The sequence below is a fragment of the Microbacterium aurantiacum genome (assembly GCF_021654035.1).
In the GTDB taxonomy this organism is placed as follows: Bacteria; Actinomycetota; Actinomycetes; order Actinomycetales; family Microbacteriaceae; genus Microbacterium; species Microbacterium aurantiacum.
Window position 1 is genome coordinate 194294 of the sequence record NZ_JAJPDW010000005.1, and the last position, 26583, is coordinate 220876.

At 68.7% G+C, this 26583-nt stretch carries 26 protein-coding genes and 1 tRNA gene; 22 read left to right on the forward strand and 5 right to left on the reverse strand.

The window, feature by feature from the left end:
* The first annotated feature begins 25 nt into the window (after positions 1 to 25).
* Entirely contained in the window at positions 26 to 691 is a 666-nt protein-coding gene (locus LTL01_RS12050) for an ATP-dependent Clp protease proteolytic subunit (RefSeq protein WP_053548443.1), read from the forward strand.
* Positions 692 to 841: 150 nt separating this feature from the next.
* Positions 842 to 2110: an ATP-dependent Clp protease ATP-binding subunit ClpX gene (clpX, locus tag LTL01_RS12055; RefSeq protein WP_053548281.1), complete on the forward strand. Its 1269-nt coding sequence runs from the start codon at positions 842 to 844 to the stop codon at positions 2108 to 2110.
* A gap of 330 nt (positions 2111 to 2440) precedes the next feature.
* Here the strand turns inward: clpX and LTL01_RS12060 are convergent, their stop codons facing one another.
* Positions 2441 to 4495, reverse strand: a complete 2055-nt coding sequence (locus LTL01_RS12060) for a M3 family metallopeptidase (RefSeq protein WP_236968730.1) — start codon at positions 4493 to 4495, stop codon at positions 2441 to 2443.
* A 92-nt stretch (positions 4496 to 4587) separates the two neighbouring features.
* Here LTL01_RS12060 and LTL01_RS12065 point away from each other — a divergent pair, with 92 nt between their 5' ends.
* On the forward strand, positions 4588 to 5214 hold the full coding sequence (locus LTL01_RS12065) for a winged helix-turn-helix domain-containing protein (RefSeq protein WP_236968731.1): 627 nt from the start codon (positions 4588 to 4590) through the stop codon (positions 5212 to 5214).
* Positions 5211 to 5417 carry a hypothetical protein gene (locus tag LTL01_RS12070; protein ID WP_236968732.1) on the forward strand — a complete coding sequence of 69 codons (207 nt, stop codon included), beginning with the start codon at positions 5211 to 5213 and terminating at the stop codon, positions 5415 to 5417. Before LTL01_RS12065 ends, LTL01_RS12070 begins: the two co-directional genes overlap by 4 nt.
* 8 nt (positions 5418 to 5425) lie before the next feature.
* Here LTL01_RS12070 and LTL01_RS12075 read toward each other — a convergent pair whose 3' ends face one another.
* Entirely contained in the window at positions 5426 to 5674 is a 249-nt protein-coding gene (locus tag LTL01_RS12075) for a hypothetical protein (RefSeq protein WP_053548278.1), read from the reverse strand.
* A gap of 1 nt (position 5675) precedes the next feature.
* Positions 5676 to 8255 (reverse strand): valine--tRNA ligase, encoded by a 2580-nt coding sequence (gene valS, locus LTL01_RS12080; protein WP_236968733.1) that lies wholly within the window; start codon positions 8253 to 8255, stop codon positions 5676 to 5678.
* 86 nt (positions 8256 to 8341) lie between these two features.
* Here valS and LTL01_RS12085 point away from each other — a divergent pair, with 86 nt between their 5' ends.
* The 5 genes from LTL01_RS12085 to ndk all read left to right on the forward strand — a co-directional run bounded on the left by LTL01_RS12085 (position 8342) and on the right by ndk (position 14679).
* On the forward strand, positions 8342 to 8992 hold the full coding sequence (locus tag LTL01_RS12085; protein ID WP_236968734.1) for a GNAT family N-acetyltransferase: 651 nt from the start codon (positions 8342 to 8344) through the stop codon (positions 8990 to 8992).
* Between the two features lie 126 nt (positions 8993 to 9118).
* Positions 9119 to 12502: an isoleucine--tRNA ligase gene (ileS, locus tag LTL01_RS12090; protein ID WP_236968735.1), complete on the forward strand. Its 3384-nt coding sequence runs from the start codon at positions 9119 to 9121 to the stop codon at positions 12500 to 12502.
* Entirely contained in the window at positions 12499 to 13854 is a 1356-nt protein-coding gene (locus LTL01_RS12095) for a bifunctional folylpolyglutamate synthase/dihydrofolate synthase (RefSeq protein ID WP_236968736.1), read from the forward strand. The genes ileS and LTL01_RS12095 overlap by 4 nt, the downstream gene beginning before the upstream one ends.
* Positions 13844 to 14266, forward strand: coding sequence for a DUF4233 domain-containing protein (locus tag LTL01_RS12100; protein WP_236968737.1), 423 nt, complete (start codon positions 13844 to 13846; stop codon positions 14264 to 14266). Before LTL01_RS12095 ends, LTL01_RS12100 begins: the two co-directional genes overlap by 11 nt.
* Entirely contained in the window at positions 14263 to 14679 is a 417-nt protein-coding gene (gene ndk / locus LTL01_RS12105; protein ID WP_053548273.1) for a nucleoside-diphosphate kinase, read from the forward strand. The genes LTL01_RS12100 and ndk overlap by 4 nt, the downstream gene beginning before the upstream one ends.
* 6 nt (positions 14680 to 14685) lie before the next feature.
* Here the strand turns inward: ndk and LTL01_RS12110 are convergent, their stop codons facing one another.
* A complete protein-coding gene (locus LTL01_RS12110) occupies positions 14686 to 15300 on the reverse strand; it encodes a vitamin K epoxide reductase family protein (protein ID WP_236968738.1) in 615 nt (204 codons plus the stop codon).
* 330 nt (positions 15301 to 15630) lie between these two features.
* Between LTL01_RS12110 and LTL01_RS12115 the strand changes: the two genes are divergently transcribed.
* Complete coding sequence (locus LTL01_RS12115) at positions 15631 to 17994, forward strand: Rne/Rng family ribonuclease (RefSeq protein ID WP_236968739.1); 2364 nt, start codon at positions 15631 to 15633, stop codon at positions 17992 to 17994.
* On the opposite strand, the gene LTL01_RS12120 is transcribed toward LTL01_RS12115, so the two are convergent.
* Positions 17991 to 18263, reverse strand: coding sequence for a DUF4031 domain-containing protein (locus tag LTL01_RS12120; RefSeq protein WP_236968740.1), 273 nt, complete (start codon positions 18261 to 18263; stop codon positions 17991 to 17993). The genes LTL01_RS12115 and LTL01_RS12120 overlap by 4 nt on opposite strands.
* A 217-nt stretch (positions 18264 to 18480) precedes the next feature.
* Here LTL01_RS12120 and rplU point away from each other — a divergent pair, with 217 nt between their 5' ends.
* The 12 genes from rplU to LTL01_RS12180 all read left to right on the forward strand — a co-directional run.
* Positions 18481 to 18789 (forward strand): 50S ribosomal protein L21, encoded by a 309-nt coding sequence (gene rplU, locus LTL01_RS12125; protein ID WP_053548269.1) that lies wholly within the window; start codon positions 18481 to 18483, stop codon positions 18787 to 18789.
* A gap of 18 nt (positions 18790 to 18807) precedes the next feature.
* Positions 18808 to 19065 carry a 50S ribosomal protein L27 gene (gene rpmA / locus LTL01_RS12130; protein ID WP_053548268.1) on the forward strand — a complete coding sequence of 86 codons (258 nt, stop codon included), beginning with the start codon at positions 18808 to 18810 and terminating at the stop codon, positions 19063 to 19065.
* 106 nt (positions 19066 to 19171) lie between these two features.
* Positions 19172 to 20683: a GTPase ObgE gene (gene obgE / locus LTL01_RS12135; protein WP_236968741.1), complete on the forward strand. Its 1512-nt coding sequence runs from the start codon at positions 19172 to 19174 to the stop codon at positions 20681 to 20683.
* Positions 20680 to 21519 carry a glutamate 5-kinase gene (gene proB / locus LTL01_RS12140; protein WP_236968742.1) on the forward strand — a complete coding sequence of 280 codons (840 nt, stop codon included), beginning with the start codon at positions 20680 to 20682 and terminating at the stop codon, positions 21517 to 21519. The genes obgE and proB overlap by 4 nt, the downstream gene beginning before the upstream one ends.
* Positions 21516 to 22775 (forward strand): glutamate-5-semialdehyde dehydrogenase, encoded by a 1260-nt coding sequence (locus LTL01_RS12145; protein WP_236968743.1) that lies wholly within the window; start codon positions 21516 to 21518, stop codon positions 22773 to 22775. The genes proB and LTL01_RS12145 overlap by 4 nt, the downstream gene beginning before the upstream one ends.
* A 56-nt stretch (positions 22776 to 22831) precedes the next feature.
* Positions 22832 to 23053 carry a hypothetical protein gene (locus LTL01_RS12150; RefSeq protein ID WP_053548264.1) on the forward strand — a complete coding sequence of 74 codons (222 nt, stop codon included), beginning with the start codon at positions 22832 to 22834 and terminating at the stop codon, positions 23051 to 23053.
* Positions 23054 to 23062: 9 nt separating this feature from the next.
* Entirely contained in the window at positions 23063 to 23659 is a 597-nt protein-coding gene (nadD, locus tag LTL01_RS12155) for a nicotinate-nucleotide adenylyltransferase (protein WP_053548263.1), read from the forward strand.
* Complete coding sequence (locus LTL01_RS12160) at positions 23656 to 24750, forward strand: hypothetical protein (RefSeq protein WP_053548262.1); 1095 nt, start codon at positions 23656 to 23658, stop codon at positions 24748 to 24750. The genes nadD and LTL01_RS12160 overlap by 4 nt, the downstream gene beginning before the upstream one ends.
* Positions 24747 to 25124, forward strand: coding sequence for a ribosome silencing factor (gene rsfS / locus LTL01_RS12165; protein ID WP_236968744.1), 378 nt, complete (start codon positions 24747 to 24749; stop codon positions 25122 to 25124). The genes LTL01_RS12160 and rsfS overlap by 4 nt, the downstream gene beginning before the upstream one ends.
* A gap of 71 nt (positions 25125 to 25195) precedes the next feature.
* Positions 25196 to 25271 (forward strand) — tRNA-Ala (locus LTL01_RS12170).
* Between the two features lie 133 nt (positions 25272 to 25404).
* Positions 25405 to 25662, forward strand: coding sequence for a helix-turn-helix transcriptional regulator (locus LTL01_RS12175; protein ID WP_236968745.1), 258 nt, complete (start codon positions 25405 to 25407; stop codon positions 25660 to 25662).
* Between the two features lie 71 nt (positions 25663 to 25733).
* Positions 25734 to 26583, forward strand: an 850-nt coding sequence (locus tag LTL01_RS12180; RefSeq protein ID WP_236968746.1) for a phage integrase central domain-containing protein, incomplete at its 3' end; no start/stop codon positions are given.

Below are 26583 nucleotides of genomic sequence, written 5' to 3' on the forward strand. Positions count from 1 at the left end.
GAAGGCGAAAGGAACCTACACGCACATGAACACGCCCACCGCCGGCATCCCGCAGGGAATCGCCCTGCCCCACAGCCGCTACATCCTTCCCCAGTTCGAGGAGCGGACCGCCTACGGGTACAAGCGCCAGGACCCCTACAACAAGCTGTTCGAAGATCGGGTGATCTTCCTCGGCGTCCAGGTCGACGACGCCTCGGCGGATGACGTCATGGCGCAGCTGCTCGTCCTGGAGTCGCAGGACCCGGAACGCGACATCGTCATGTACATCAACTCGCCCGGTGGCTCGTTCACCGCGATGACGGCGATCTACGACACGATGCAGTACGTCTCACCGCAGATCTCCACGGTCGTCCTCGGACAGGCTGCCTCGGCCGCCTCCGTCCTGCTGGCGGCCGGCGCGCCGGGCAAGCGCCTGGCGCTCCCGAACGCCCGCATCCTGATGCACCAGCCCGCGATGGGCGAGGCCGGTCACGGCCAGGCCTCCGACATCGAGATCCAGGCACAGGAGATCCTCCGGATGCGCACGTGGCTCGAGGAGACGATGGCCCGCCACACCGGCAAGGATGTCGCGAAGATCAACAAGGACATCGATCGCGACAAGATCCTCTCCGCGAGCGAGGCGCTGGAGTACGGCATCGTCGATCAGGTCCTGACGACGCGCAAGCGGACCACCGCGGCGCTGACCTCCTGACCGACTTCGACGGCGGCCCGGTCCTCGGACCGGGCCGCCGTCGTCTTCGGCACCACGACATCGCGCGTCGTAAATCCCGTCGCGTGTCGCCGCCACAGGTTAGGCTCGGAGCATCGCCCGGATCTGACCGGATACGACTGGAGGAGCCTGATGGCACGCATCGGTGAGAGCGCCGACCTCTTCAAATGCTCCTTCTGCGGCAAGAGCCAGAAGCAGGTGCAGCAGCTGATCGCCGGTCCCGGCGTGTACATCTGCGACGAGTGCGTCGAGCTGTGCAACGAGATCATCGAAGAGCGCATGGCGGAGTCTTCGGACGGGGAGGTCGCGGATTTCGATCTGCCGAAGCCCCGCGAGATCTTCTCCTTCCTCGAGGAGTACGTGATCGGTCAACGCGACGCGAAGCGTGCGCTGTCGGTGGCCGTCTACAACCACTACAAGCGCGTCCGCGCGCGCGGCACGATCCAGTCGGCCGAACAGCGCGCCGACGAGATCGAGATCGCGAAGAGCAACATCCTGCTGCTCGGCCCGACCGGGTGCGGCAAGACCTACCTCGCCCAGACGCTCGCGAAGCGGCTGAACGTCCCGTTCGCCGTGGCGGACGCGACCGCGCTCACCGAAGCCGGCTACGTCGGCGAGGACGTGGAGAACATCCTCCTCAAGCTCCTGCAGGCGGCGGACTTCGACACCAAGCGCGCCGAGACGGGGATCATCTACATCGACGAGGTCGACAAGATCGCGCGCAAGGCGGAGAACCCGTCGATTACCCGTGACGTGTCGGGGGAGGGCGTGCAGCAGGCCCTCCTGAAGATCCTCGAGGGTACTGTCGCCTCGGTGCCTCCGCAGGGCGGCCGCAAGCACCCCCACCAGGAGTTCATCCAGATCGACACGACCAACGTGCTCTTCATCGTCGCAGGAGCCTTCGCGGGGCTCGAGGAGATCATCTCCTCCCGCGTGGGGAAGCACGGCGTCGGGTTCGGCGCTCCTCTGCACAGCAAGGGCGATGACCTCGACCTCTTCAGCGAGGTGCTGCCCGAGGATCTGCACAAATTCGGGCTCATCCCGGAGTTCATCGGTCGCCTTCCCGTCGTCGCATCCGTCTCGCCCCTCGACCGCGAGGCGCTGATGGAGATCCTCACGGAACCGAAGAACGCCCTGGTGAAGCAGTACCAGCGGATGTTCGAACTCGACGATGTGACCTTGGAGTTCGACACCGGCGCTCTCGAGGCCATCGCCGAGCTCGCCGTCGCACGGAAGACCGGCGCGCGTGGTCTGCGGGCGATCCTCGAGGACGTGCTCGGCCCGATCATGTTCGAGATCCCCTCGACCGACGACGTCGACAAGGTCGTGGTCACCCGCGCTTCCGTCGAGGAGGGCGCGGCACCCACCCTCGTCCTCCGCGAGAAGCGCAAGAGCGCCTGACACTGTCGGAAGTCGGGGTTACCGTGCCGGTAGGGGCATGATCCGTTACGACACCGCCAGCACGTTCACCGGCTACATCGCCGACGAAACTCACTCTCTCGACTGGCTTTTCGCCGTGCCGGGGGGCGAGGAACCCGATCCGAGCCTGATTCCCGAGGCAGCCGTGTTGGTGATGGGCTCGACGACCTACACGTGGGTCCTCGAGCACACCGGTGCGCGGGGCGACCCGCGGGTCGGTGCCGCCCGCGCCTCACGCTCATCGAGGCGCGGGCGGTCGGCGCGTTCGCACGGGTGCGCTTCAGGGTCGCACCGGGGTCCTGACACCTGCCATCAGCCGGTCAGGCCACGACGCTCCAGGAGCGGAACGATCTCGGCATCCCGTCCTCGGAAGTCGCGATACGCCTCGAGCGGATCCTTCGATCCCCCGACACCCAGCAACCGCTCCCGGAATCGCTCGCCGTTCGCACGCGTCAGGCCGCCGTTCTCCCGAAACCACTCCACGGTGTCCGCATCGAGGACCTCGCTCCAGATGTACGAGTAGTAGCCGGCGCTGTAGCCGCCGGAGAAGACATGGGCGAAGTACGTCGAGGAGTATCGGGTGGGAACCGCGGGATCGTCGAGCCCGATGTCCGCCAAGGCGGCGGCTTCGAACGCCTCGACGTCGTCGATCTCCTCCGCCTGCACCGCCGACAGGGAGTGCCACGCCTGATCGAGCCAGGACGCGGCGAGGTACTCGCTGGTCGCGAAACCCTGGTTGAACTGTTCGCTGGCCGCGAGGCGCTCGACGACGTCCGACGCGAGTGCCTCGCCCGTGTCGACGTGCTTCGCGTACGAGGCGAGGACCTCCGGCCACGAGATCCACATCTCGTTGACCTGACTGGGGAACTCCACGAAGTCGCGGAAGACGTTCGTTCCGGCGAAATGGGGGTACGTCACGGTCGCGAACAGCCCATGGAGCGCGTGCCCGAATTCGTGGAAGAGCGTCGTGACCTCGTCGAAGCTGAGGAGAGTCGGCCGGCCGGCGCCCGGTCGGACGACGTTGAGGTTGTTCACCACCACCGGTGCAGTTCCGCGCAGGCCCGACTGATCGACGATCGAGTTCATCCACGCGCCTCCGCGCTTGGTGTCCCGCGTGTAGAGGTCGAGCACGAAGAGACCGAGAGCCGAACCGTCCTCGTTGAAGACTTCGAAGACGCGCACATCCGGGTGGTACGCGGGGATGTCCGCTCTTTCGGTGAAGCTCACGCCGTACAGCTGCGTCGCGGCGAAGAACACGCCGTCTCGGAGCACCCGTTCGGCCTCGAACCACGGCCGCAGCGCCGCGCGATCGAGGTCATAGGTCGCCGCCCGGACGCGCTCCGCGTAGTACGCCCAATCGTGGGCGGCCAGTCGGAACGGCGCGGCCTCGGTGTCGATGATCGCCTGAAGTGCGAGCGCCTCCTTGCGGGCGTTCCGCGCGGCGGGTCCGGCGAGCTCGCGGAGGCGGGCGTGGACCGCCTCGGGCGAGCCGGCGGTCTCATCCGCGGTGATGTACGCCGCGTGCGAGGCGTATCCGAGCAGCTCGGCCCGTCGCGCGCGGAGGCGGGCGATCTCCAGAACGACGGGACGGTTGTCCCACGCGTTGTCGCGGCGCCCTCGGACGCGGGAGGCCTCCATGATGCGACGCCGGCTCTCACGATCCGTCAACGAGGACAGGTACGGATGCCCGGTGAAGAGGGTGAGCGTCACCACGAACGCGCCGGAGAGCCCCCGCTCCTCGGCGGCACGGGATGCGGCAGACAGCTCGCCGTCCGTAAGGCCGTCCAACTGCTCCGCCGAGTCGAAGACGACCGCGAGGTCGTTCGTGTCCGAAAGGAGATTCTTCTCGGATGTGTTGCTGAGCGTCGACAGGCGCGCGTTGAGCTCGGTCAACGCCTCCTTCTCCGCGGCATCCAGTGACGCACCCGCGTGCGTCATCTCCCGGTAGTGGCGCTCGACGAGATAGCGCTGCTCCGGGTCGAGGCTCATGTGATCCAGGCCCGCGTGCAGCGTGGAGATCCGACCGTAGAGAGCCGCATCGAGCTGGATCGCGTCCTGGTGAGCAGACATCAAGGGCGCGAGTTCCGCCTCCACGTCCTGGATCGCGGAAGTCGCATCGGCCGAGGAGACCGTGTAGAAGGCGCGTGCGACATCCCCCAGGAGCCTTCCGCTGCGCTCCAGCGGGATCATCGTGTTCTCGAACGTCGGCATCGACCGCACCCGGGTGATGGCGTCGATCTCGGCGCGATGCTGCGCGAACGCGGCATGGAACGCCGGCAGATAATGCTTCGGCTCGATGGCGGGGTAGTCGGGCATCCCGTACGGATGGGGGGAGGGCTGGAGGAGGGGGTTCTCGGTCGACACCATGCGCTCCACCCTAGGTCTCCTGAGGTCGATCACCAAGGACTGTTTGCAAACAGAGTCTTGCAAAGACTTGTTTGCACCTCTACGCTTGACGCATGGACACCTCGGATCACGACGACGCGGCGCGGAGTGCGGCGCGCCACGAGCAGGGCCGTGTGCTGGACACCAGCGCCCTGCGGGCCCTCGCCCACCCCCTGCGGGTTCGGATGTACGACATCCTGAGCCAATACGGCCCGCAGACCTCATCGTCGCTCGCCGCCCGGCTGGGGGAGTCCAGCGGTTCCATGAGCTACCACCTGAGGGCGCTCGCCAAGCACGACCTCATTCGTGAGATTCCCAACCGCGGCACCGTTCGGGAGCGATGGTGGGAACGCCCACCCGGGGGCGTCACACTGGGCCCCGTCGAAGCAGCCGGCACACCCGCAGGTCGAGCGGCCGCGCAACTCGTCACGCACGAGGTGATGCGCAACCGGAATCAGCAACTCGCGGACTTTCTCACCAGCGGCATCCATGACGAGGACGAGACGTGGCGGGATACCGCACTCGTCTCCACCGCCACGACCCGCATGACGCCGGCCCAGACCGCGCTCCTGCGCGGACGCATCATGGCGCTCATCGACGATGCCGTGGACACGTACCGCGATCAGACCGGCGACGATGTGCGTCCGGTGACCATCCGCGCGGACATCTTCCCGCTCCCCGACCTCGGAGGCGACGCATGACCACTCTCACCGCACCGCACCGCATCCCCGGCCTCTCGCTACCGGACCGGGCGCTCCTCGACGTGGCCCGACGGCTGGAGGCCTACGTCGCACGTCGCGCACATCGCGACCGCGAGGGCGCGCGCGAGGCCGCCGAAGCGGCATACGCCGAGCTCCGGGCAGCCGCCCGGGCGTCGGGCGCGCTCGGGCTCCTCCCGCGCTGAGCAGCCGCTCAGGCGAAGTCGTCCTCGTCGTCGTGCCGCACGACCGCGGTGCCGTCATCGTCCAGCTCGACGATGACTCCGGTGTCGAGTTCCGCGATCGGACGCCCCTCCAGCCACGTCAGCGTCCAGCGAGGGCGAGGCTGACCGAGGTTATCGACGGGCAGGAGCGCGTCGACCCCCTGGATGCCGTCGCGCAATGCCGCCGGCACCGCCTGGGGCGGCTCGTCTCCGGATGTCCAGCGCGTACCGACCTGCATCTCACACCTCCGTCTGCGCGAGCTCGATGCCGACCACGGCGGTCGCCTCGCCCTCGATGAACTCGATCTCCTCGATGCGTCCGACGGCCTTGAGGTCGCCTTCCGCCGACGCGAGCGCCCGCAGCGCAGCCGGTGCGCCCGCGATGACCGCTCGCCGAACCGGGGTCTTCTGCGAGGCCTTCGCCTCGGTCTTCGCACGACGGATGCCGACGAGCGCCTCCCCGACGGCGGAGAGCACCGCGGGGTCACCGGCGACGCCGGACTCCACCGGCCAGGCCGCACGGTGCACGGAGCCTTCGTTGAACCACGACCAGGCTTCCTCCGCCGCGAACGCCAGGACCGGCGCGAACAGACGCAGGAGCGTCGAGAGTGCGGTGCGCAGGGCGGCGACCGCCGACGCCTGTCCGGGGTGGCCGGCGTCGTACGCGCGCTCCTTCACGACCTCGAGGTAGTCGTCGCAGAACGTCCAGAAGAACGCCTCCGTGACCTCCAGCGCCCGCGCGTGGTCGTACGCCTCGAACGCGCGGGTCGCCTCGCGGACCACCTCGTCCAGCGTCGCGAGCATCGAGACGTCGATCGGCTCGGTCGCGATTCCGCCTTCGTCCGTCGGGAACGACAGGACGAACTTCGCCGCGTTCAGGACCTTGATGGCGAGCCGGCGACCGATCTTCACCTGCGTCGGGTTCTGCGGATCGAAGGCCGCATCGGCGCCGAGCCGGCTGGACGCCGCCCAGTAGCGCACGGCATCCGTTCCGTGCTGGTCCAGGATGTCGGCCGGGGTGACGACGTTGCCCTTCGACTTCGACATCTTCTTGCGGTCCGGGTCCACGATGAACCCCGAGATCGCGGCATCCGACCAGGGAGCACGATCGTCCTCCAGGGCGCTGCGGAGCATCGTCGAGAACAGCCAGGTCCGGATGATGTCCTGACCCTGCGGGCGGAGATCGAAGGGGGCCACGGTCTCCCAGAGCTCGGGGTCGCGCTCCCATCCACCGGCCAGCTGAGGGGTGAGAGACGAGGTCGCCCAGGTGTCGAAGATGTCGCGTTCCGCGTCGAACCCGCCGGGCACGCCGCGCTGATCCGCGGAGTATCCGGACGGAACGTCGATCGTCGGGTCGATCGGCAGGTCCGCCACGTTCGGGACGAGCACCCGCGCGTAGTCGCGCTCACCGGCGTCGTCGAGGGCGTACCAGACCGGGATCGGCACACCGAAGAAGCGCTGACGGGACACCAGCCAGTCACCGGTCAGCCCGTTGGTCCAGTTCTCGTAGCGCACCCGCATGAAGTCCGGGTGCCAGGACATCCCCGCGCCGAGGGCGATGAGCTTCTCGCGCAGCTCCGCGTCGCGCGCCCCGTTGCGGAGGTACCACTGACGCGTGGAGACGATCTCGAGGGGACGGTCGCCCTTTTCGAAGAATTTCACCGGGTGCGAGAACGGCGCCGACACGGCGCGCAGCTCACCGCTGTCCTGCAGCAGCTCCACGATCCGCTTCTTCGCGCTGAACACCGTCTTCCCAGCGAGCTCGGCGTACGCCGCCAGGCCCGTCTCGGAGACGATCGCATCCGGTGCATCGGCGATCACGCGACCGTCGGCTCCGAGGATGGTGCGGTTGGGAAGATCCAGCTCCCGCCACCAGATGATGTCGGTGACGTCGCCGAAGGTGCAGATCATCGCGATGCCCGAGCCCTTGTCGATCTGGGCCAGCGGGTGGGCGAGCACCGGCACCTCGACGTCGAACAGCGGTGTGCGCACGGTGGTCCCGAAGTACGGCGCGTACCGTTCGTCTTCGGGGTTGGCCACGAGGGCGACGCACGCCGGGAGCAGCTCCGGCCGGGTGGTCTCGATCTCGATGTCGCCCGAGCCGTCGCTCTTGGCGAACGCGATGCGGTGATACGAGGCCTGCTGATCGCGGTCCTCCAGCTCGGCCTGCGCGATGGCGGAGCGGAAGTCGATGTCCCACAGCGTCGGGGCGAGGGCCTGGTACGCCTCGCCCCGCTCGAGGTTGCGCAGGAACGCGAGCTGGCTCGTGCGGATCGTGTCGTCGGAGATGGTCCGGTAGGTCTGCGTCCAGTCGACCGAGAGGCCCAGCTGACGGAAGAGGTCCTCGAAGGTCTTCTCATCCTCGACGGTGAGTCGCTCGCACAGCTCGATGAAGTTCCGGCGGCTGATCGGGACCTGGTCCGCGGCACGGCTGGACTTGTTGTCCCCGCCCTCAAACGGCGGGGTGAAATCAGGGGTGTAGGGGAGCGAGGGATCGCAGCGCACCCCGTAGTAGTTCTGCACGCGGCGTTCGGTGGGCAGACCGTTGTCGTCCCAGCCCATGGGGTAGAACACCGTCTTGCCGCGCATCCGCTCGAATCGGGCCTTCAGGTCGGTGTGGGTGAAGGAGAAGACGTGACCGATGTGCAGGGATCCGGACGCCGTCGGCGGCGGGGTGTCGATCGAATAGACGCCGTCCCGACCCGAGGCGACCGCGGCCGCGCGATCGAAGAGGTAGGTTCCGGCATCCGACCAGGTCCGGTCCCATTTCGACTCGAGGCCCTCCAGGGCGGGCTTGTCGGGGATCTGCGCTTCGGCCATGGTGCTCCTCGAGCGATATGTGCGGCACTGTGTGAGCGTGCCTGAGTGTGGGACGCACCCGATTCTACGGGAGCACAATGGTCGGCATGCCGCGCTTCCCGCCCCTCCCGCCGGACTTCCGTCTGCGGACGCCACGCGCCGTCCTGCGCCCTCTGGAGGAGGGGGATGCCGATGCGCTCCACGCCGTTCTGGGCGACGCCGTCGCGATGACCGCGTACGAGGGCCCCTTCACCCCTGCGGAGACCCGGGAATGGGTCCGGCGGCAACGCGAAAGGTACCTCCGCGACGGGGCGGGACTCTGGGCGCTCATCTCCCGTGAGACCGGTGAGGTCCTCGGCGACGCCGGGATCACCCGGCAGCGTATCGAGGACGACGAGGTGTGGGAGGTCGGCTACCACCTCGTCCGGAGCGCCTGGGGTCGCGGCCTCGCCGCGGAGGCCGCCGCGGAGGCGGTGGATTGGGCGTTCGGCCACGACGGCGTGGAGAGCGTCCATGCCAAAGTCCGCGACACGAATCTGCGATCGATGAACGTCGCGATCCGCGTGGGGATGACCGTGCGTCGTCGATTCGAGGTCGTCTACCGCGGGGTCCGCATGCCGCACCTGGACTTCGCGGTCTCCCGCGCCGAGTGGTCGGCCGCGCAGGCGCAGCACGGACGCACTAGAATCGACCGCACAGACATCGATCCGGCCATCACCGGGGAGTCTTCGGAAGAACAGGGCGCCAGCCCCCAGTAGAACCGAACGGGTCAGGCCCGTCACAGCCGCAGTGAAAGTGGGTGGGTGTTCCCGCCAAGGCAGGGTGGTACCGCGGCTCGCGAGAGTCGTCCCGGCGTGATCCGTCCGTCCGGCTGCGAGAGTGCGATGACCTACCCACAGAATTCCGACGAACCCGTCGTCCCCAGCCCGCGTCTGCCCGAGATCGAGGCCGACACGCTCGCCTTCTGGCGGAGCGATGACACCTTCCGCGCCTCGATCGCCGCGCGCGAAGGCGCTCCGGAATGGGTGTTCTACGACGGCCCCCCGTTCGCCAACGGACTTCCGCACTACGGCCACCTGCTCACCGGCTACGCGAAAGACCTCTTCCCCCGCTTCCAGACCATGCGCGGCAAGCGGGTGGACCGCGTCTTCGGCTGGGACACCCACGGCCTTCCGGCCGAGCTCGAGGCGATGAAGCAGCTCGGCATCACGGAGAAGAGCGAGATCGAGCAGATGGGGATCGCGACCTTCAACGCGAAGGCGCGCGACTCGGTGCTGGCCTACACGCGCGAGTGGGAGGACTACGTCACCCGTCAGGCGCGCTGGGTGGATTTCGAGCGCGGCTACAAGACGCTGGACACCGGATACATGGAGTCCGTGCTCTGGGCGTTCAAGAGCCTGTACGACAAAGGGCTGGCCTACGAGGGCTACCGGGTCCTTCCGTACTGCTGGCGCGATGAGACCCCGCTCTCCAGCCACGAGCTGCGCATGGACGACGACGTCTACAAGACCCGCCAGGATCCCTCCGTCACGGTGACATTCCCCCTCGTCGGAGCGAAGGCCGAAGCCCTCGGGCTCACCGCGGTGCGCGCACTCGCCTGGACCACGACCCCGTGGACCCTGCCGACCAACCTCGCCCTGGCCGTCGGCCCGGACATCGTCTACGCGGTGGTGCCCGGAGGACCGCTGGGCGCCGCCGACGTCCACCGAGACGGCGCCGGGCACCCCGATGAAGCGATCGAGGCGACGGCGCACGAGTACCTGCTCGCCGAAGACCTGCTCGCCGGGTATGCGAAGGATCTGGGCTACGAGACCGCCGAAGAGGCGCGGGCCGCCGTCACCCGCACGGTCCGCGGCGCCGATCTCGACGGCGTGTCGTACGACCGCCTGTTCGACTACTACGCGGATGCCGAGACCTGGGGCACCGGTTCGGCATGGCGGATCCTCGTCGACGACTACGTCACCACGACCGACGGCACCGGCATCGTCCACCAGGCACCCGCGTACGGCGAGGACGACCAACGGGTCGCCGAGGCCGCCGGGATCCCGACGATCCTCTCCCTCGACGACGGCGGACGATTCCTCCCCGCCGTCGAGGATGTGGCGGGCCGGCTCTGGATGGACGCCAACCGCCCGCTCATCCGGATCCTCCGCGACGCCGGCCGTCTCCTGCGCGAAGCCAGCTACGAGCACTCCTACCCCCACTGCTGGCGCTGCCGGAACCCCCTGATCTACAAGGCCGTGTCCAGCTGGTTCGTCCGGGTCACCGAGATCAAGGACCGCCTGCTGGAGGTCAACGAGCAGATCACGTGGGCTCCCGAGAACGTCAAGCACGGGCAGTTCGGCAAGTGGCTCGAAGGCGCGCGCGACTGGTCCATCAGCCGCAACCGCTACTGGGGGTCGCCGATCCCGATCTGGAAGAGCGACGACCCGGCGTATCCGCGCGTCGACGCCTACGGGTCGCTGGAGGAGCTCGAACGCGACTTCGGAGACCTGCCGCGGAACGAGGCCGGCGAGGTCGACCTCCATCGGCCGTACATCGACGCGTTGACGCGGCCCAACCCCGACGACCCCACGGGCCGGTCGCGCATGCGCCGGATCGAGGACGTCTTCGACGTCTGGTTCGACTCGGGTTCGATGCCCTACGCGCAGGTGCACTACCCGTTCGAGAACCGCGACTGGTTCGACGAGCATTCGCCCGCCGATTTCATCGTCGAGTACATCGGCCAGACGCGCGGGTGGTTCTACGTCATGCACGTGCTCTCGGTGGCCCTGTTCGAAAGGCCGGCGTTCACGGGAGTCAGCTGCCACGGCATCGTGCTGGGCAGCGACGGGCAGAAGATGTCGAAGTCGCTGCGCAACTACCCCGACGTGTCGGAGGTCTTCGACCGTGACGGGTCGGATGCCATGCGATGGTTCCTGATGTCGAGCTCCGTCCTGCGCGGAGGCAACCTCGTCGTGACCGAGGAGGGGATCCGCGCCGGTGTCCGGGAGTTCCTCCTGCCCCTGTGGAACGCGTGGTATTTCTTCGCCACCTACGCCAACGCGGCCGGGGGCGCGGACGGCTCGGGCTACACCGCGACATGGCGGACGGACTCGACCGACGTGCTCGACCGGTACATCCTGGCTCTCTGCGGCGACCTCGTCACCGCGGTCGCCGCAGACCTCGAGGCCCTCGATTCCACCAGTGCGGCCGAGAAGCTCCGCGACTTCACCGAGGCCCTCACCAACTGGTACATCCGCCGCTCCCGCGATCGGTTCTGGGAAGGCGTGGGCGAAGACCCGACCAGTCGCGACGCGTTCGACACGCTGTACACGGTGCTCGAGACCGTGACTCGCGTCGCGGCGCCCCTCATCCCGCTGATCGCCGAGCGCATCTGGCAGGGCCTCACGGGCGGGCGTAGCGTCCACCTCCAGGACTGGCCGGATGCCGCCGCATTCGCCCCGGCATCCGACATCCGTCGTGCGATGGATGCCGTCCGTGATGTCTCGCGGGTGGCCAACGCCCTGCGGAAGAAGGAGGGCAAGCGGGTGCGGCTGCCCCTGCCGCGCCTGACCGTCGTCCTCCCCGACGCGGCCGCGCTCGCGCAGTTCGAGGCGATCATCCGCGACGAGCTGAACGTGAAGACCGTCGCACTCGCCGACCTCACCGACGGCACCGCGGGGGAGTACGGCATCACCCATCGCCTCTCCGTCAACGCACGCGCCGCCGGACCGCGTCTCGGGAAGAACGTCCAGCAGGTGATCCGCGCCGCGAAGGCCGGCGACTGGACCGAGGACGACGGCGTCGTCACGGCCGGGGGGATCCGACTGGAGCCGACGGAGTACGACCTCGTCCTCGAGACCACGGGACGGCCCGAGGGCGAGGCGCTGGCGCTCCTGCCCGGCGGAGGCTTCGTGCTCCTGGACACCACGACGACGCCCGAGCTGGAGGCGGAGGGACTCGCCCGCGATGTCATCCGCGCCATCCAGGACACGCGTAAGGCGGCGGGCTTCGACGTCAGCGATCGCATCCGCCTCGCGCTGGTCTTCCGCGATGCCGAGGACGGCGCCGCGGTCGAGAGCGCCTTCGTGTCCGCCGACATCGCGGGCGAGACCCTCGCGGTCGCGCACTCGGTGTCGATCGCGGGGCGCGACGAGCTCGAGTGGACCGCGACCGAGCCGAGCCCCGACTCCGCGCCGGCCTTCTCGACCGAGGTGGCGGCCGGCACCTACGCCAACCGAGGCGGCTTCCTCGTCTCGGTGACCCGAGTGGAGAACGTCCGATGAGTGAACGCGCCCGTGCCGACGAGGTCTACGCCGAACTGTTGACGCGCCAAGGCGAGCAGTGGGTGGAACCGCGCATCGAGCGCACGCGACGTCTGCTGGAGTATCTCGACGATCCGCAGCGCACGTATCGGGTGATCCACATCACGGGCACCAACGGCAAGACCTCGACCGCGCGCCTCATCGAGAGCCTGCTGCGGAGCCTGGGATTGCGAACGGGTCTGTTCACCAGCCCGCACCTCATCCGGTTCACCGAACGCATCGTTGTGGACGGAGAACCGATCGCCGACGCCGCCGTCCTGGCGGCCTGGGACGAGATCGCACCGTTCGTGGCTCTCGTGGACGCGCAGCTGGCAGAGGCCGGCGACGCCCCGCTCACGTTCTTCGAGCTGCTCACCGTCCTCGCCTTCGTCGCCTTCTCCGACGCGCCCGTCGACGTCGCCGTGGTCGAAGTCGGAATGGGTGGCGCGTGGGACTCCACCAACACCGCGGACGGCGATGTGGCGGTCTTCGCCCCGGTGGGTCTGGACCACACGGACCGTCTCGGAGGCACCCTGGTCGAGATCGCGTCGGTGAAGTCCGGCATCATCAAGCCGGACGCCGTCGTAGTGTCGGCCCGCCAGGATCCCGGGGTCGCGGCGGTTCTGCGCAACGCCGCCGCGCAGGCCTCCGCACGCATCGCCTTCGAGGGCAGCGACTTCGGTCTCGCCGAGCAGAAGCTCGCCGTCGGCGGCCAGCTGCTGACGGTGCGCGGGTTGGCGGGCCAGTACCCCGAGCTCTATCTGCCGTTGCACGGCGCCCACCAGGGACAGAATGCGGCGCTCGCCGTCGCTGCCGTCGAGGCCCTGGTCGGCGGCGGCAGCCGAGAACTGTCCGCAGACGCGATCCTCGAGGCCTGGGCGGAGGTGTCCTCCCCGGGTCGACTGCACCTTGCCGGCATCGACCCGACGGTCCTCGTCGACGCCGCCCACAACCCGCACGGAGCGGCGGCGCTGGCTGCGGCCCTGCGCCAGTCGTTCGACTTCCCGGAGTGGGGTGTCGTGCTGGGCGTCCTCGACGACAAGGACGTGGACGGCATCGTCGACGCCCTCGCGCCCGTCGCCGCACACGTCTTCGCGACCGCGCCGTCGTCGGATCGCGCTTCCGACGAGGACGCCGTGGCGGACGCGGCGGAGCGGCGGGGGCTCGCGGTCACCGTGCATCGTGATCTCGACGACGCCGCCACCGCCGCACGGGAGTGGGCGGCATCCGCCGCCGGGCGCGCCGTGGTCGTCGCGGGTTCGGTCGTCCTGGCCGGGGAAGCGCTGGCGTTGGCCGACGCGCAGTCGTGGAAGGGTGCCGCCGATGGCGCGTGAGCGGGAGCTGCGGATGCGGCGGGCTCGGGGAGCGCAGGAATCGCTCGCCTCGATCGTGCTGTCCTTCGAGGCGGTGATCGCCTTCCTCGGCGGCCTGACGATCTACGGACTCAGGGCGCTTCCCGAGCCGATCCCGGCATGGTGGGGCATCGTCGCCGGTGTCGTCGTCGCCGCGCTGATGATCGTCACCGCTCGACTGGTGCGCCACCGGTGGGGGATCGGACTCGGGTGGGCGCTGCAGGTGCTCGTGGCCCTGGGTGCGTTCCTGGTGCCGGCGCTGGCGCTCGTCGCACTCATTTTCGGCGGCATGTACGCGTATGCGACGATCAAGGGAGGCGCGCTGGACCGACGCAACGCACGGCTCGCCGCCACTCACGACGAAGACGGAACACAGGAGAACACTGAGCGATGACCACCGAAGAAACCCTCGTCCTCATCAAGCCGGACGGTGTCGCCCGCGGCCTCACCGGCGCGATCCTCGCCCGCATCGAGGCGAAGGGCTACGCCCTCGTCGACATCCGTCTCGTCGAACCCGATCGCGGCCGACTCGAGCGCCACTACGCCGAGCACGAGGGCAAGCCCTTCTACGAGCCGCTGCTCGAGTTCATGATGTCCGGCCCGTCGGTCGCGATCCGTCTCGCCGGAAACCGCGTCATCGAGGGCTTCCGATCGCTCGCGGGCACCACCGACCCCACCACGGCCGCTCCCGGGACGATCCGCGGCGACTTCGGACGGGACTGGGGCCTCAAAGTGCAGCAGAACCTCGTCCACGGATCGGACAGCCCCGAATCGGCCGCACGGGAACTCGGCATCTGGTTCGCCTGAGCGGGATCAGCCGAAGAGGGTCTGCACGATGTTGGGGATGGCGTCCATCTCCACCTGCGCCAGCAGGAGGACCACGGCGTAGCTGACGATCGCGGCGAGCGGGATCCACGCGCCGAATCCTCGGGCCCTGCGCCGCGTGCGCGCAGACATCGGGATCACGCCACCGGCGAACAGATGCAGGATCACGGCGTAGAACGTGGGGATGGTGACGGCCCACGTGACCATGCACCAGGGGCAGAGGGTGTTCAGCTCGTAGATGCTCTGACCGATGAGCCAGATCACGAATCCGAACGCGAACGCCATTCCGCCGGCGAACGCGATCCAGAACCAGCGCGCCAACCGCGCGCCGGCGAGCAGCGCGGCGCCGACGACGATCGGTGCGATCCATCCGCTGAGGCCGAGCAGCGGGTTGGGGAAACCGAAGACGCTGCCCTGCCAGGAGTCGAGGTTCGCCGTGCACTGGACCAGGACGCTGAAGTCGCAGGACGCGGCTTCTCCCGGATTGGTGAGGGCGCGCAGCTTCTCCAGGGTGAGCTGGAACGCCGCCCACCAGCCGATCGCACCCGCGAGGATCAGCCAGATCGCGAGGACCGTGGGACGGGAGCGCGCAGTGTCGGACATTCGGGGATTATTTCACCGCGTGCCGGATGTCCCCTCCCGGCGGGCCGTGAGAATGCCCCGCGCTCCTCGCGGCGCTGCCGACGCCCCCGCGCCGCGTGTGGGCAATCGAGACGGGATAGTGCGATAATGGCTCCCGATGCACCACGGCCGCGCCGTGACGTACATCACCGAAGACTTCAAGGGCGACGAACGCCCTTCGCAACGGCAGGTCCCGCCGCGACAGCCGGGATCCCGTTGTAGACCGAGTGAGTTCGCGGCACCGCAGGTGCGGCACCGCACGAGATTTCGCCGGGCGACGCGCGGTGTCGCCCCGCTGGGAGTACGGCAGCGATGGCCGATGGCACATACGACGAGACCGAGAACAGTTCCGAGACGGGGAGCGAGGCACCCGCGGCATACGCAGATGCGACGTCCTCGACGCCCGCGGTGACCGACGAGGTCGAACCGACCACGTCGGATGTCCGCACCGAGACCGCGGCGTCCGACGATGACGCGTCGGCAACCATCGACGCAGCCGCGGACGCTCCCGGCGCGGAGGCCGACCCGGCCGAGGCCGAGCAGGCTGAGGCCGAGCAGGCTGAGACCGAGCAGGCTGAGACCGAGCAGCCCGAGGCCGAGCCGAGCGGTCCGCCGACCGCGGTCAGCCTCGGACTCCTCCCGGAGACATTCGTCTCCGCCGTCAGCACGCAGCTCCACTTCTACGCCCCGACCGTCGCGCCGTTGCCCGCCCTGCCGGAGGATGAGGCCGACGCCGCGGAACCGCGGTCATCCAACCGCCGTCGCAGCCGTCGACGCGGCGGTGCCGACGGGTCGGAAGACCGGGTGTCCACCCCGCCCGCACGCCAGCGTCCGGTCGAGGTGATCACCGAGCCGCAGCGGATCAAGGGCTCCACGCGCCTCGAGGCCAAGAAGCAGCGTCGCCGCGACGGCCGCGAAGCCGGCCGTCGTCGCGCCGTCGTCACCGAGGCGGAGTTCCTCGCGCGCCGCGAGGCGGTCGACCGCGAGATGATCGTCCGCTCCAAGAGCGGCCGGATCCAGATCGCCGTCCTCGAGGACAACGTCCTCGTCGAGCACTACGTCGCGCGCAACCAGGATGCCTCCCTCATCGGCAACGTGTATCTGGGACGCGTGCAGAACGTGCTCCCCAGCATGGAGGCGGCCTTCGTCGACATCGGTCGCGGGCGCAACGCCGTGCTGTACTCCGGCGAGGTGGACTGGGACGCGGTCGAAACGGGAAATCAGCCCCGGCGCATCGAACTCGCTCTGAAATCCGGCGACCGCGTGCTCGTCCAGGTGACCAAGGATCCCGTCGGACACAAGGGTGCGCGCCTCACCAGCCAGATCTCGCTGCCGGGCCGCTACCTCGTCTACGTCCCCGGCGGAGCGATGAACGGCATCTCGCGCAAGCTCCCCGACACCGAACGCGCGCGCCTGAAGAAGATCCTCAAGGAGGTGCTCCCGGAGTCCTCGGGCGTGATCGTGCGCACCGCGGCCGAGGGAGCGACCGAGGACCAGCTCACGCGCGACGTGCAGCGACTCACCACCCAGTGGGAGCACATCAGCAGCCAGGTCCAGTCGATCTCGGCCCCGGCACTGCTCCATTCCGAGCCCGATCTCCTGGTCAAGATCGTGCGGGACGTCTTCAACGAGGACTTCACTCGCATGCTCATCCAGGGGGACGAGGCTCTTCAGACCATCAGCCGCTACCTGGAATCGGTGGCCCCCGACCTCCTGGAGCGCGTCGTCGCGTACGAGGGCGACCGCGATCCCTTCGATGAGTACCGGGTCACCGAGCAGATCGAGAAGGCGCTCGACCGGAAGGTCTGGCTGCCCTCGGGAGGCTCGCTGGTCATCGACCGCACCGAAGCCATGACCGTCGTCGACGTGAACACCGGGAAGTTCGTCGGCTCCGGGGGCAACCTCGAAGAGACGGTGACCAAGAACAACCTCGAGGCCGCCGAGGAGATCGTGCGTCAGCTCCGCCTGCGCGACATCGGAGGGATCATCGTCGTCGACTTCATCGACATGGTCCTGGAATCGAATCGCGATCTGGTCCTCCGGCGGCTGGTGGAATGCCTCAGCCGCGATCGCACCAAGCACCAGGTGGCCGAGGTGACCTCACTCGGTCTCGTGCAGATGACCCGCAAGAAGCTCGGCCTGGGTCTTCTGGAGACCTTCAGCGAGGCCTGCGACGTCTGCGCCGGGCGTGGCGTTATCGTCCATCACGATCCCGTCGTCAAGCACCGCACGGGCCCCTCGAACGGCACGTCTTCGAACCGCCGCTCCCGCGGAGGAAACGGCTCCGCCTCCAACGGCGCCGCCCCCTCGTCGTCGCAGGGAACGCACGTGATCACGGAGGGCGTCAAATCGGCGCTGGCCCAGATCGCCGCGTCCACGATCCACCACTCGGAGGAGGAGGTCGCGGTCCGCGAGCCCGCCGGGTCCGACACCGTCGAGCCCGAGGCGGCCCGCGTCGACGCCCCGGCGGAGCGCCCGAAGAAGGCCCGGAAGAAGCGGTCCGACTCCGGCGGCCCCAAGACCGAGAAGGACCTGCTCCTGGACTCCGTCCTGAGCGCCCTCCCGGAGCCCAAGGCGCCCGGCCAGGGACGCGGACGTCGTCGTGTCACCACCGCGGCGCTCACGGGCACACCCGTCGTCCACGACCCCTCGGCCGGCACGGGGGCGTCGAGCTAGAGCCCGCGCCGCTGGCGCGCCGTCACCCTCAGACCCGAGGCGATCAGGCGGCGCACCAGCTCGCGTCCGCCGATGTGTTCCGCACCGGCGGCGACCAGGCGACGATGGGCGTCGGCCGGGACGTCGTAGTGGTCCCGGTCGAAGCCTCGCCGGGGGATGCCGTTGCGGGCCGCGAACGCATGCAGCTCCTCCAGGTCGGTGTCACTGACCAGGTGTGCCCACAGCCGACCGTGCGCGGGCCACATCGGGTCGTCGATCAGGATCGCCATGGCCAGATCGTATCCAGCAGGATGCGGACAGACCCCCGCCGGCGACACGCGAGCGGCGGCTTTTGCGGCTGAGCGCGGCATCCGGTAACCTAGACCCTTGGTGCGTCCCGGCCCGTCCTCACCGGCGGTCGAAAAGAGCTTTGCTTCCGCACCAGTGACTTCCCAGTCTCATAAAGACAACCGGAGCCGAGCGCTCCCAAGACGAAACAGGTGTGAAGTGGTTTACGCAGTTGTGCGCGCCGGCGGCCGGCAGGAAAAGGTCGAAGTGGGCACCATCGTCGTGCTCGACCGTCAGGCCGCCTCGATCGGCGACAAGATCCAGTTGCCCGCTGTGCTGCTCGTCGACGGCGACACCGTCACGACCGACGCCGACAAGCTCGCGAAGGTGTCCGTCACGGCCGAGGTTCTCCGCGAAGAGCGCGGCCCGAAGATCGTGATCCAGAAATTCAAGAACAAGACCGGTTACAAGAAGCGCCAGGGGCACCGTCAGGACCTCACGCGCGTCAAGATCACCGGCATCAAGTAACCGCGAGGAGACGCAGAGATGGCACACAAAAAGGGCGCAAGCTCTACCCGTAACGGTCGCGACTCCAACGCACAGCGCCTGGGCGTGAAGCGCTTCGGCGGTCAGGTCGTCAGCGCCGGCGAGATCCTCGTCCGCCAGCGCGGAACCCACTTCCACCCCGGCGCGAACGTCGGACGCGGTGGCGATGACACGCTGTTCGCCCTCTCGGCCGGTGCGGTCGAGTTCGGCAACAAGGGCGGCCGCAAGGTCGTCAACATCGTCGCAGCCGCGGAGTGATCCGAGGTTCCACGAACCACATCGGCGAGGGGCGGGCTTCGGCTCGCCCCTCGCTTTTTCCGTACAGACAGCGGCTCGGCCTCGAGCGCAACAGGAAGGAGATGCCATGGTCACCTTCGTCGACCGTGTGACCCTGCATCTGCGCGCGGGCAAGGGCGGCAACGGCTGCGTGTCGGTGCGTCGAGAGAAGTTCAAGCCGCTCGCGGGCCCCGACGGGGGCAACGGCGGCAACGGCGGGGATGTGGTCCTCGTGGCGGACCCCCAGGTCACGACGCTGCTCTCGTACCATCACTCGCCGCACCGCTCCGCGGGCAACGGCGGGTTCGGCATGGGCGACAACCGCTCGGGTGCCGCCGGAGAGCATCTCGAACTTCTGGTCCCGGTCGGGACCGTGGTCAAGGACGCCGACGGTACGCCCCTGGTCGACCTCGTCGAGCCGGGCACGCGGTTCATCGTCGCCCCCGGCGGCCGCGGGGGTCTCGGCAATGCCGCTCTCGCGAGCCCCAAGCGCAAAGCGCCCGGCTTCGCCCTCCTGGGCACGCCCGGGTGGGAGGGGGACGTCCTCCTCGAGCTGAAGACGGTCGCCGATGTCGCCCTCGTGGGGTTCCCGTCCGCCGGGAAGTCCAGCCTGATCGCGGCCGTGTCCGCTGCGCGCCCCAAGATCGCCGACTACCCGTTCACGACGCTGCATCCGAACCTCGGCGTCGTCGAGGCCGGCGACGTGCGCTTCACCGTGGCCGACGTGCCCGGTCTGATCGAGGGTGCGAGCGAAGGGCGCGGTCTCGGCCTCGAGTTCCTGCGACACGTCGAACGCTGCAGTGTCCTCGTGCACGTCCTTGATTGCGCGACCCTCGATCCCGGCCGCGACCCGCTCACGGATCTCGACGTCATCGTCGCCGAGCTCGCGGCCTATCCCGTCCCCGATGGGCAGACCCCGCTCCTCGAGCGTCCTCAGGTCGTCGTCCTGAACAAGGTCGACGTCCCCGAGGCACGCGATCTGGCGGACCTTGTCCGGCCGGATCTCGAGGCGCGCGGCTACCGCGTCTTCGAGATCTCGACCGTCAGCCGCGAAGGCCTTCGCCCGCTCTCGTTCGCCCTGGGTGAGCTCGTCGCCGCGCACCGCGCAGAGCAGGCCGCGGCTCCGGCACCCGAACGCGTCGTCATCCGACCGACCGGCGCCGACAGGGCTTTCGACGTCCGCGTGGAAGGCGGAACCTGGGGCAACATCTACCGCATCCTCGGCGAGAAGCCCGAGCGTTGGGTGCAGCAGACCGACTTCACCAACGACGAAGCTGTCGGCTACCTCGCCGATCGGCTGGATCGCATCGGCGTCGACGATGCTCTCTACCGCGCCGGTGCGACCCCCGGAGCGACCGTCGTGATCGGAGCCGGCGACGGCGTCATCTTCGACTGGCAGCCGGCCTTGAGCTCGGCCGCCGAGCTGATGACCGCCCCGCGCGGCACCGACCCCCGTCTGTACCAGGGCGGGCGGCGTACGACGAGCGAGCGGCGCGAGAAGTATCACGAGCAGATGGATGCCAAAGCACAGGCGCGCGCAGAGCTGGAGGCCGAGCGTCGCGCCGAGCAGCACGGGTGGGATGTGGAGGAGGACACGTGAGCGCCTTGCTGCGCACCGACATCCCGGGCGCGCGTCGCGTCGTGGTGAAGGTCGGCTCCTCGTCGATCAGCGGTGAGAACGCGCACAAGATCGGACCGATCGTCGATGCGCTCTCCGTGGCCCACGCGCGGGGGACAGAGGTCGTCCTGGTCTCCTCCGGAGCGATCGCCACGGGGATGCCGTTCCTCGCCCTCGACGAGCGACCGAGCGATCTCGCGACGCAGCAGGCCGCGGCGGCGGTGGGTCAGAACATGCTCATCTACCGCTACCAGGAAGCCCTCCGCCCGTTCGGGATCGTCGCGGGCCAGGTGCTCTTGACCGCCGGAGACCTCGAGAACTCCACGCACCGGTCGAACGCCCGTCGTGCGATGGAGCGTCTCCTTGGGCTGCGGATCCTCCCCATCGTGAACGAGAACGACACCGTCGCCACACACGAGATCCGCTTCGGCGACAACGATCGACTCGCCGCCCTCGTCGCGCAGCTGATCGGCGCCGACGCCCTGGTCCTCTTGAGCGACATCGAGTGCCTTTACACCCGCCCGCCGGGCGAACCGGGCGCACGTCCGATCACGGACGTCGACGTCGGCGACGATCTGCGGGGCTACGAGTTCGGCTCCGTCGTCGTCAACAGCGTCGGCACCGGCGGGGCTGCGACCAAGGCGTCGGCCGCGCGCCTGGCCGCGACGGCCGGGGTGGGGGTGCTGGTCACGAGCGCGGATCTGGTCGGTCCCGCTCTCGACGGGGCCTCGGTCGGCACCTGGTTCCACCCCGATCCCACCCCGCGCCCGACGTCCATGACCGGCTCCGTCCGCGCCGTCGATAGGCTCAAGGGATGAGCGTCACCGTGACCACCGCCCGTGAACGGATGGAACTGGCCAAGGCTGCTTCGCGCGAGATCGGCCTCCTGTCGGACGAGCGCAAACGCGACATCCTCCGGTCGCTCGCCGATTCGATCGTCGCCCGCACCGACCGAATCGTCGCCGAGAATGCCGAGGATCTGTCCCGCGGGCGCGCGAATGGTCTGAGTGACGGTCTGCAGGATCGGCTCCGATTGGACGCGCCGCGCGTGGCGGCTCTGGCCGCTGCCGTCCGCGACGTCGCCGAGCTCCCCGACCCGGTCGGCCGCGTGTTGGACGAGCGGGTCATCGCCGGTGGCGTCCGATTGACGAAGGTGAGCGTGCCGTTCGGCGTCGTGGGGTCCATCTACGAAGCCCGGCCGAACGTCACCGTCGACATCGCAGCGCTCGCCCTCCGGTCAGGCAACGCCGTCATCCTGCGAGGAGGGACGGCTGCGGAGCGGACCAACGCGGCACTCGTCGACGCGATGCGCGACGCGCTGCGCGCGCAGGTCGTGGACCCGGAGGCCATCCAGACGCTCGACGATCTCGGCCGCGACGGTGCACGGGACCTGATGCAGGCGCGCGGGCTGGTCGACGTCCTCGTGCCGCGGGGGAGCGCGCAGCTGATCGAAACCGTCGTCACCCAATCCCAGGTGCCGGTGATCGAGACGGGCGCCGGCGTGGTGCACATCGTCATCGACGCCTCCGCGCGCGAAGACTGGGCGCGCGAGATCATCGTCAACGCGAAGGTCCAGCGGCCGAGCGTCTGCAACGCCGTGGAGACCATCCTCGTCCACCGGGATGCCGCTGACCGGCTGGTCCCGGTCATCGTCGCCGACCTCCAAGAGCAGGGTGTGACCGTGCACGGCGACGCCGGTGTGGCGGCACGTGCGACGGATGTCGTGCCCGCCACGGACGCCGACTGGGCGCAGGAGTACCTCAGCCTCGATGTGGCGATGCGGATCGTGGACGACATCGACGATGCGATCGCGCATATCCGGACGTTCTCGACGCAGCACACCGAGGCGATCATCACCGAGGACGAACGCAATGCCGAGCGCTTCCTCGCGGAGGTCGACGCGGCCGTCGTGGTCGTCAACGCCTCGACCCGTTTCACCGACGGCGGTGAGTTCGGTTTCGGCGCGGAGGTGGGGATCTCCACGCAGAAGCTCCATGCGCGCGGACCGATGGGGCTTCCCGAGCTCACGAGCGTGAAGTGGCTTGCGCGAGGCGCCGGGCACGTCCGGGCCTGACCGCCTAAACTGGATACGACTGCGCCCCGCGCGGCCGACACTCGAACGGAGCACGCATGACACTTGCCACGATCCTCACCCTCGCAGCGGAGGAAGCCGAACACGGGAACGTCGCGCTCGAAACCGTGGGGTACGGGATCGTCGCACTCGTCGTCTTCGGTGCCCTGGCGCTGGTGACCGTGTCGTATCGCAACGTCGCCAACCGCCACTCGCACAAGGCCGAGGCCTACGCGAAGGCCCACGCGAACGACATCCAGCGTGCAGGACACGGGCACTAAGCCCACCGCATGACAGCGACACGGGCCCCGCGGATCGGGGTGATGGGCGGCACATTCGACCCCATCCACCATGGTCACCTCGTCGCGGCGTCCGAGGTCGCCCAGTCCTTCGATCTCGATGAGGTCGTCTTCGTCCCGACCGGCGAGCCCTGGCAGAAGACCGAAGTCTCGCCCAGCGAGCACCGGTATCTCATGACGGTCATCGCCACTGCCTCCAATCCGCGGTTCACCGTGAGCCGCGTGGACATCGATCGCGCAGGACCGACGTACACGATCGACACGCTGCGTGACCTCGCCGAGCAGCGTCCCGGGGCGGAACTCTTCTTCATCACCGGCGCGGACGCGGTGGCGCAGATCTTCAGCTGGCGCAATCACGACGAACTGTGGGCTCTCGCCCATTTCGTCGCGGTCTCGCGTCCAGGCCACGTGCTGAACACCGCAGGTCTCCCGAGCGAGGACGTGAGCCAGCTCGAGATCCCCGCCCTTGCGATCTCTTCCACCGACTGCCGCGATCGCGTCGAACGCGGACACCCCGTGTGGTACCTGGTCCCCGACGGCGTCGTCCAATACATTGCCAAGCACCACCTCTACCGGAGCAAGGAATGAACACACCCGAGCAACCGGCCACCCCGCCCCTCACCCGCAAGCAGCTGCGCGAGATCCGGAACACCGGCGCGACACCTGTGATCCTCCCCGCGGAGGCGGACGCGCACGCTGCCGCCACCCGGGAGGAGGCAGCCCCCACGTCGTCCGAAGACCGTGGGCTGCCTGTCGACGGCGATGCCCCGGAGACCGCCGACGCCGGCTCGATCGAGAACGAGGACGACCTCGATTCCGACAGCGCTCCGGCCCCGGTCGCGGTACCGGTGATCGAGGCCATCCCGGCGCCTCTTCCGCGCGCGGCCGAAGAGGCGAAGATCGCCGAGACGCCCGCACCCGATTCCTCTGTCGACCTCGGCGCGGCACCGCTGACCCGGCGTCAGGCGCGTCAGCAGGAGCGCATCCGCACGGCATCCGTTCCCGTCATCACCCCCGAGATCGCCGCCGCCTCGCTCGCCGGTGCCGGCGCGCGCGCCGAGACGGAGCGCGCGCCGGAGTCCGCCGGCGACGCCACGTCGGAACCGGCCACGGACGCGCGCAACGCCTTCGGCCAGAAGCTCGGCGATGCGGGCGAGGCGACCGACGATGCCGAAGACCGACCGGTCGTCGGCGCGGCCTTCGGCGCGGACCTCCTCGCCGGGGAGACACCCGCCGTCGAGCTCCCGCCGTCGTTCGACCAGCTGCTCGCGCGCTCGTCCAGCGGATCGGCGACGGCGTCCAATGCGCTCATCATGACGCAGACTCCCGAGGTCTCTGCGCTCGTGGCACCGGTGACCGCCACCGGCGAAGTCCTCATCACGGGAACCTTCAACCTCCCCGAGGGGCTCGGCTCCACCGGACACGCGCTCGGCACGGCCGACGGCAAGGATGTCGATGCCGTGCTCGTGGACGGAGAGCTGCCGGCGCACTCCTCACCGACACCGATCGCCGCCAGCGCCGCCGTCAGCACGGTCAAGACTCCCGGAGAGATCATCACCCCACCGGCGCCCGAGAAGGGCAGCCGCCTCATGATGACTCTCGCCATCACCGCGGGAGCTCTCGCACTGGCGCTCGTCGGCGTCCTCATCCTCGCTTTCGTCACAGGAGTCTTCGCATGACCGACCGAACCGTCCTTCGCGAGATGCTCGCCGTGGCCGCCGCTGCCGCCGATTCCAAGGGCGGCGAGGACCTCGTCGGGCTGGACGTCTCGGGCCCCCTGCCGCTCGTCGACATCTTCCTCGTCGTCACCGGACGCAACGAGCGGAACGTCGCCGCCATCGCCGACGAGATCGAGGACCGTCTGCTGGAGCACGGCTTCAAGCGCCTGCGCCGCGAAGGACGCCAGGAGTCGCGCTGGATCTTGCTCGATTTCGGCGACCTCGTGGTGCACGTCTTCCACGAGGAGGAGCGCATGTACTACGGTCTCGAGCGTCTGTGGAAGGACTGCCCGGTCGTGCCGATCGACCTCCCCGCCACGTCCACGGCGGACTGACGCCGGTTCGGCGAAGCGCTCCGGATGTTGTAAGCTGGGGGAGTTGCCCCGGGACATCCGGGAAGACGTCAGGGCCTGTGGCGCAGCTGGTAGCGCACCTGCATGGCATGCAGGGGGTCAGGGGTTCGAGTCCCCTCAGGTCCACCAAGACTCCCGGTAGAGCACCGAAACTTCACTCCCCGATCAGGGAGTTTGAATGGTCGGTAGTCGTTTACTGGACACTTCGCCGAGTCGCCGCAGGGCGCTTTCGAGCCTTCTCGAGCTATCTGGAAGGTTCGCGGTGACCCCCGCGCACCTTCGCTGTATGGACAGCGGTGGCACCTCAGATGCAGGGCACGGGAACTATGTGTCGCTGGCGGAGCTTGCCGCGCAGCTCAAAGTCTCGGTGCAGACGATCTACGACCTGCGGAGCAAGGGCCTCGGCCCCCGTGGCTTCCGTGTCGGCACGCAGCTGAGGTTTCGCGAGAGCGAGATCGATGCCTGGGTCGAGCGCATGGAACAGGCGGACGAGCAGCGCGACACCGGCGGTGCAGCATGAACGGTGGACGGCCACGGACCCTGATCGGTTCCTACGGGACCATCAGCGTTACCAGGCGCGGCACCTCTTAAGTGGCGCTCGCACGCATCCGCGATGCCGACGGCCGCCTGCGCAGAGTCACCGGTGCTGCGCGCACCGCGTCCGCGGCTCGAGCCCGTTTGAAGGAGCGTCTCCTCGACAGGCCCGGGTTTGGTGCCGGCGGCCTCCTCGACCTCAGCAGCTCTTTCCGTGACCTTGCTGATCTGTGGCTCGAGGATCTGGAAGTGCGCGAGTTGTCGGATGGGACGAAGAAGAACTATCGCGACGATCTCCGGCTCCGCGTAAGGCCACAGTTCGAACACTTCTCGCTCGTCGAGATCACCACGGGCCGCGTGGAGTGGTTCCTCAGATCAGAGAGCGCAGCGTCCTTCTCTCGCGCGCACCACTCGCGAACCGTCCTCAACCAGCTCTTCGCGTTTGCTCTCCGACATGACGCGATGCCGCGGAATCCCGTGCAGGGGACGAGCCCGTTGCGGAGACCGAAGGGCGAGCGGCACACGCTGAACATCGAGCAGATCGGTGCTATCCGCGACGCCGCCAGTCGCTGGCGGACCGGTCCTGGCGTCAAAGGGCCTAAGCCCGACGGTCAGGTGCGCGACATCATCGAAGTGCTCCTCGGTACCGCGCTACGCATTGGCGAGTGTCTCGCTCTACGCGTGTGCGATGTCGACGACGGTCCCAACGGGATGACGATCTCCGTGACAGGAACGGTCGTGTTGCGCACCGGCAGCGGCGCGGTCCGGCAGGACCACCCCAAGACCGAGCACTCCATCCGCCGCATCGCCGCCCCCGACTTCGCAGCCGCCGTGCTGCGCGCACGGCTCGCCGGCATCCCGACAAGCGACCCGCAACGGACGATCGGGCGTGAGGAACGAATCGGTG

Coding starts and splice junctions, on each gene's coding strand:
- LTL01_RS12050 (WP_053548443.1), top strand. CDS start 26: ATGAACACGCCCACCGCCGGCATCCCGCAGGGAATCGCCCTGCCCCAC.
- clpX (WP_053548281.1), top strand. CDS start 842: ATGGCACGCATCGGTGAGAGCGCCGACCTCTTCAAATGCTCCTTCTGC.
- LTL01_RS12060 (WP_236968730.1), bottom strand. CDS start 4,495: ATGGTGTCGACCGAGAACCCCCTCCTCCAGCCCTCCCCCCATCCGTAC.
- LTL01_RS12065 (WP_236968731.1), top strand. CDS start 4,588: ATGGACACCTCGGATCACGACGACGCGGCGCGGAGTGCGGCGCGCCAC.
- LTL01_RS12070 (WP_236968732.1), top strand. CDS start 5,211: ATGACCACTCTCACCGCACCGCACCGCATCCCCGGCCTCTCGCTACCG.
- LTL01_RS12075 (WP_053548278.1), bottom strand. CDS start 5,674: ATGCAGGTCGGTACGCGCTGGACATCCGGAGACGAGCCGCCCCAGGCG.
- valS (WP_236968733.1), bottom strand. CDS start 8,255: ATGGCCGAAGCGCAGATCCCCGACAAGCCCGCCCTGGAGGGCCTCGAG.
- LTL01_RS12085 (WP_236968734.1), top strand. CDS start 8,342: ATGCCGCGCTTCCCGCCCCTCCCGCCGGACTTCCGTCTGCGGACGCCA.
- ileS (WP_236968735.1), top strand. CDS start 9,119: ATGACCTACCCACAGAATTCCGACGAACCCGTCGTCCCCAGCCCGCGT.
- LTL01_RS12095 (WP_236968736.1), top strand. CDS start 12,499: ATGAGTGAACGCGCCCGTGCCGACGAGGTCTACGCCGAACTGTTGACG.
- LTL01_RS12100 (WP_236968737.1), top strand. CDS start 13,844: ATGGCGCGTGAGCGGGAGCTGCGGATGCGGCGGGCTCGGGGAGCGCAG.
- ndk (WP_053548273.1), top strand. CDS start 14,263: ATGACCACCGAAGAAACCCTCGTCCTCATCAAGCCGGACGGTGTCGCC.
- LTL01_RS12110 (WP_236968738.1), bottom strand. CDS start 15,300: ATGTCCGACACTGCGCGCTCCCGTCCCACGGTCCTCGCGATCTGGCTG.
- LTL01_RS12115 (WP_236968739.1), top strand. CDS start 15,631: ATGGCCGATGGCACATACGACGAGACCGAGAACAGTTCCGAGACGGGG.
- LTL01_RS12120 (WP_236968740.1), bottom strand. CDS start 18,263: ATGGCGATCCTGATCGACGACCCGATGTGGCCCGCGCACGGTCGGCTG.
- rpmA (WP_053548268.1), top strand. CDS start 18,808: ATGGCACACAAAAAGGGCGCAAGCTCTACCCGTAACGGTCGCGACTCC.
- obgE (WP_236968741.1), top strand. CDS start 19,172: ATGGTCACCTTCGTCGACCGTGTGACCCTGCATCTGCGCGCGGGCAAG.
- LTL01_RS12145 (WP_236968743.1), top strand. CDS start 21,516: ATGAGCGTCACCGTGACCACCGCCCGTGAACGGATGGAACTGGCCAAG.
- LTL01_RS12150 (WP_053548264.1), top strand. CDS start 22,832: ATGACACTTGCCACGATCCTCACCCTCGCAGCGGAGGAAGCCGAACAC.
- nadD (WP_053548263.1), top strand. CDS start 23,063: ATGACAGCGACACGGGCCCCGCGGATCGGGGTGATGGGCGGCACATTC.
- LTL01_RS12160 (WP_053548262.1), top strand. CDS start 23,656: ATGAACACACCCGAGCAACCGGCCACCCCGCCCCTCACCCGCAAGCAG.
- rsfS (WP_236968744.1), top strand. CDS start 24,747: ATGACCGACCGAACCGTCCTTCGCGAGATGCTCGCCGTGGCCGCCGCT.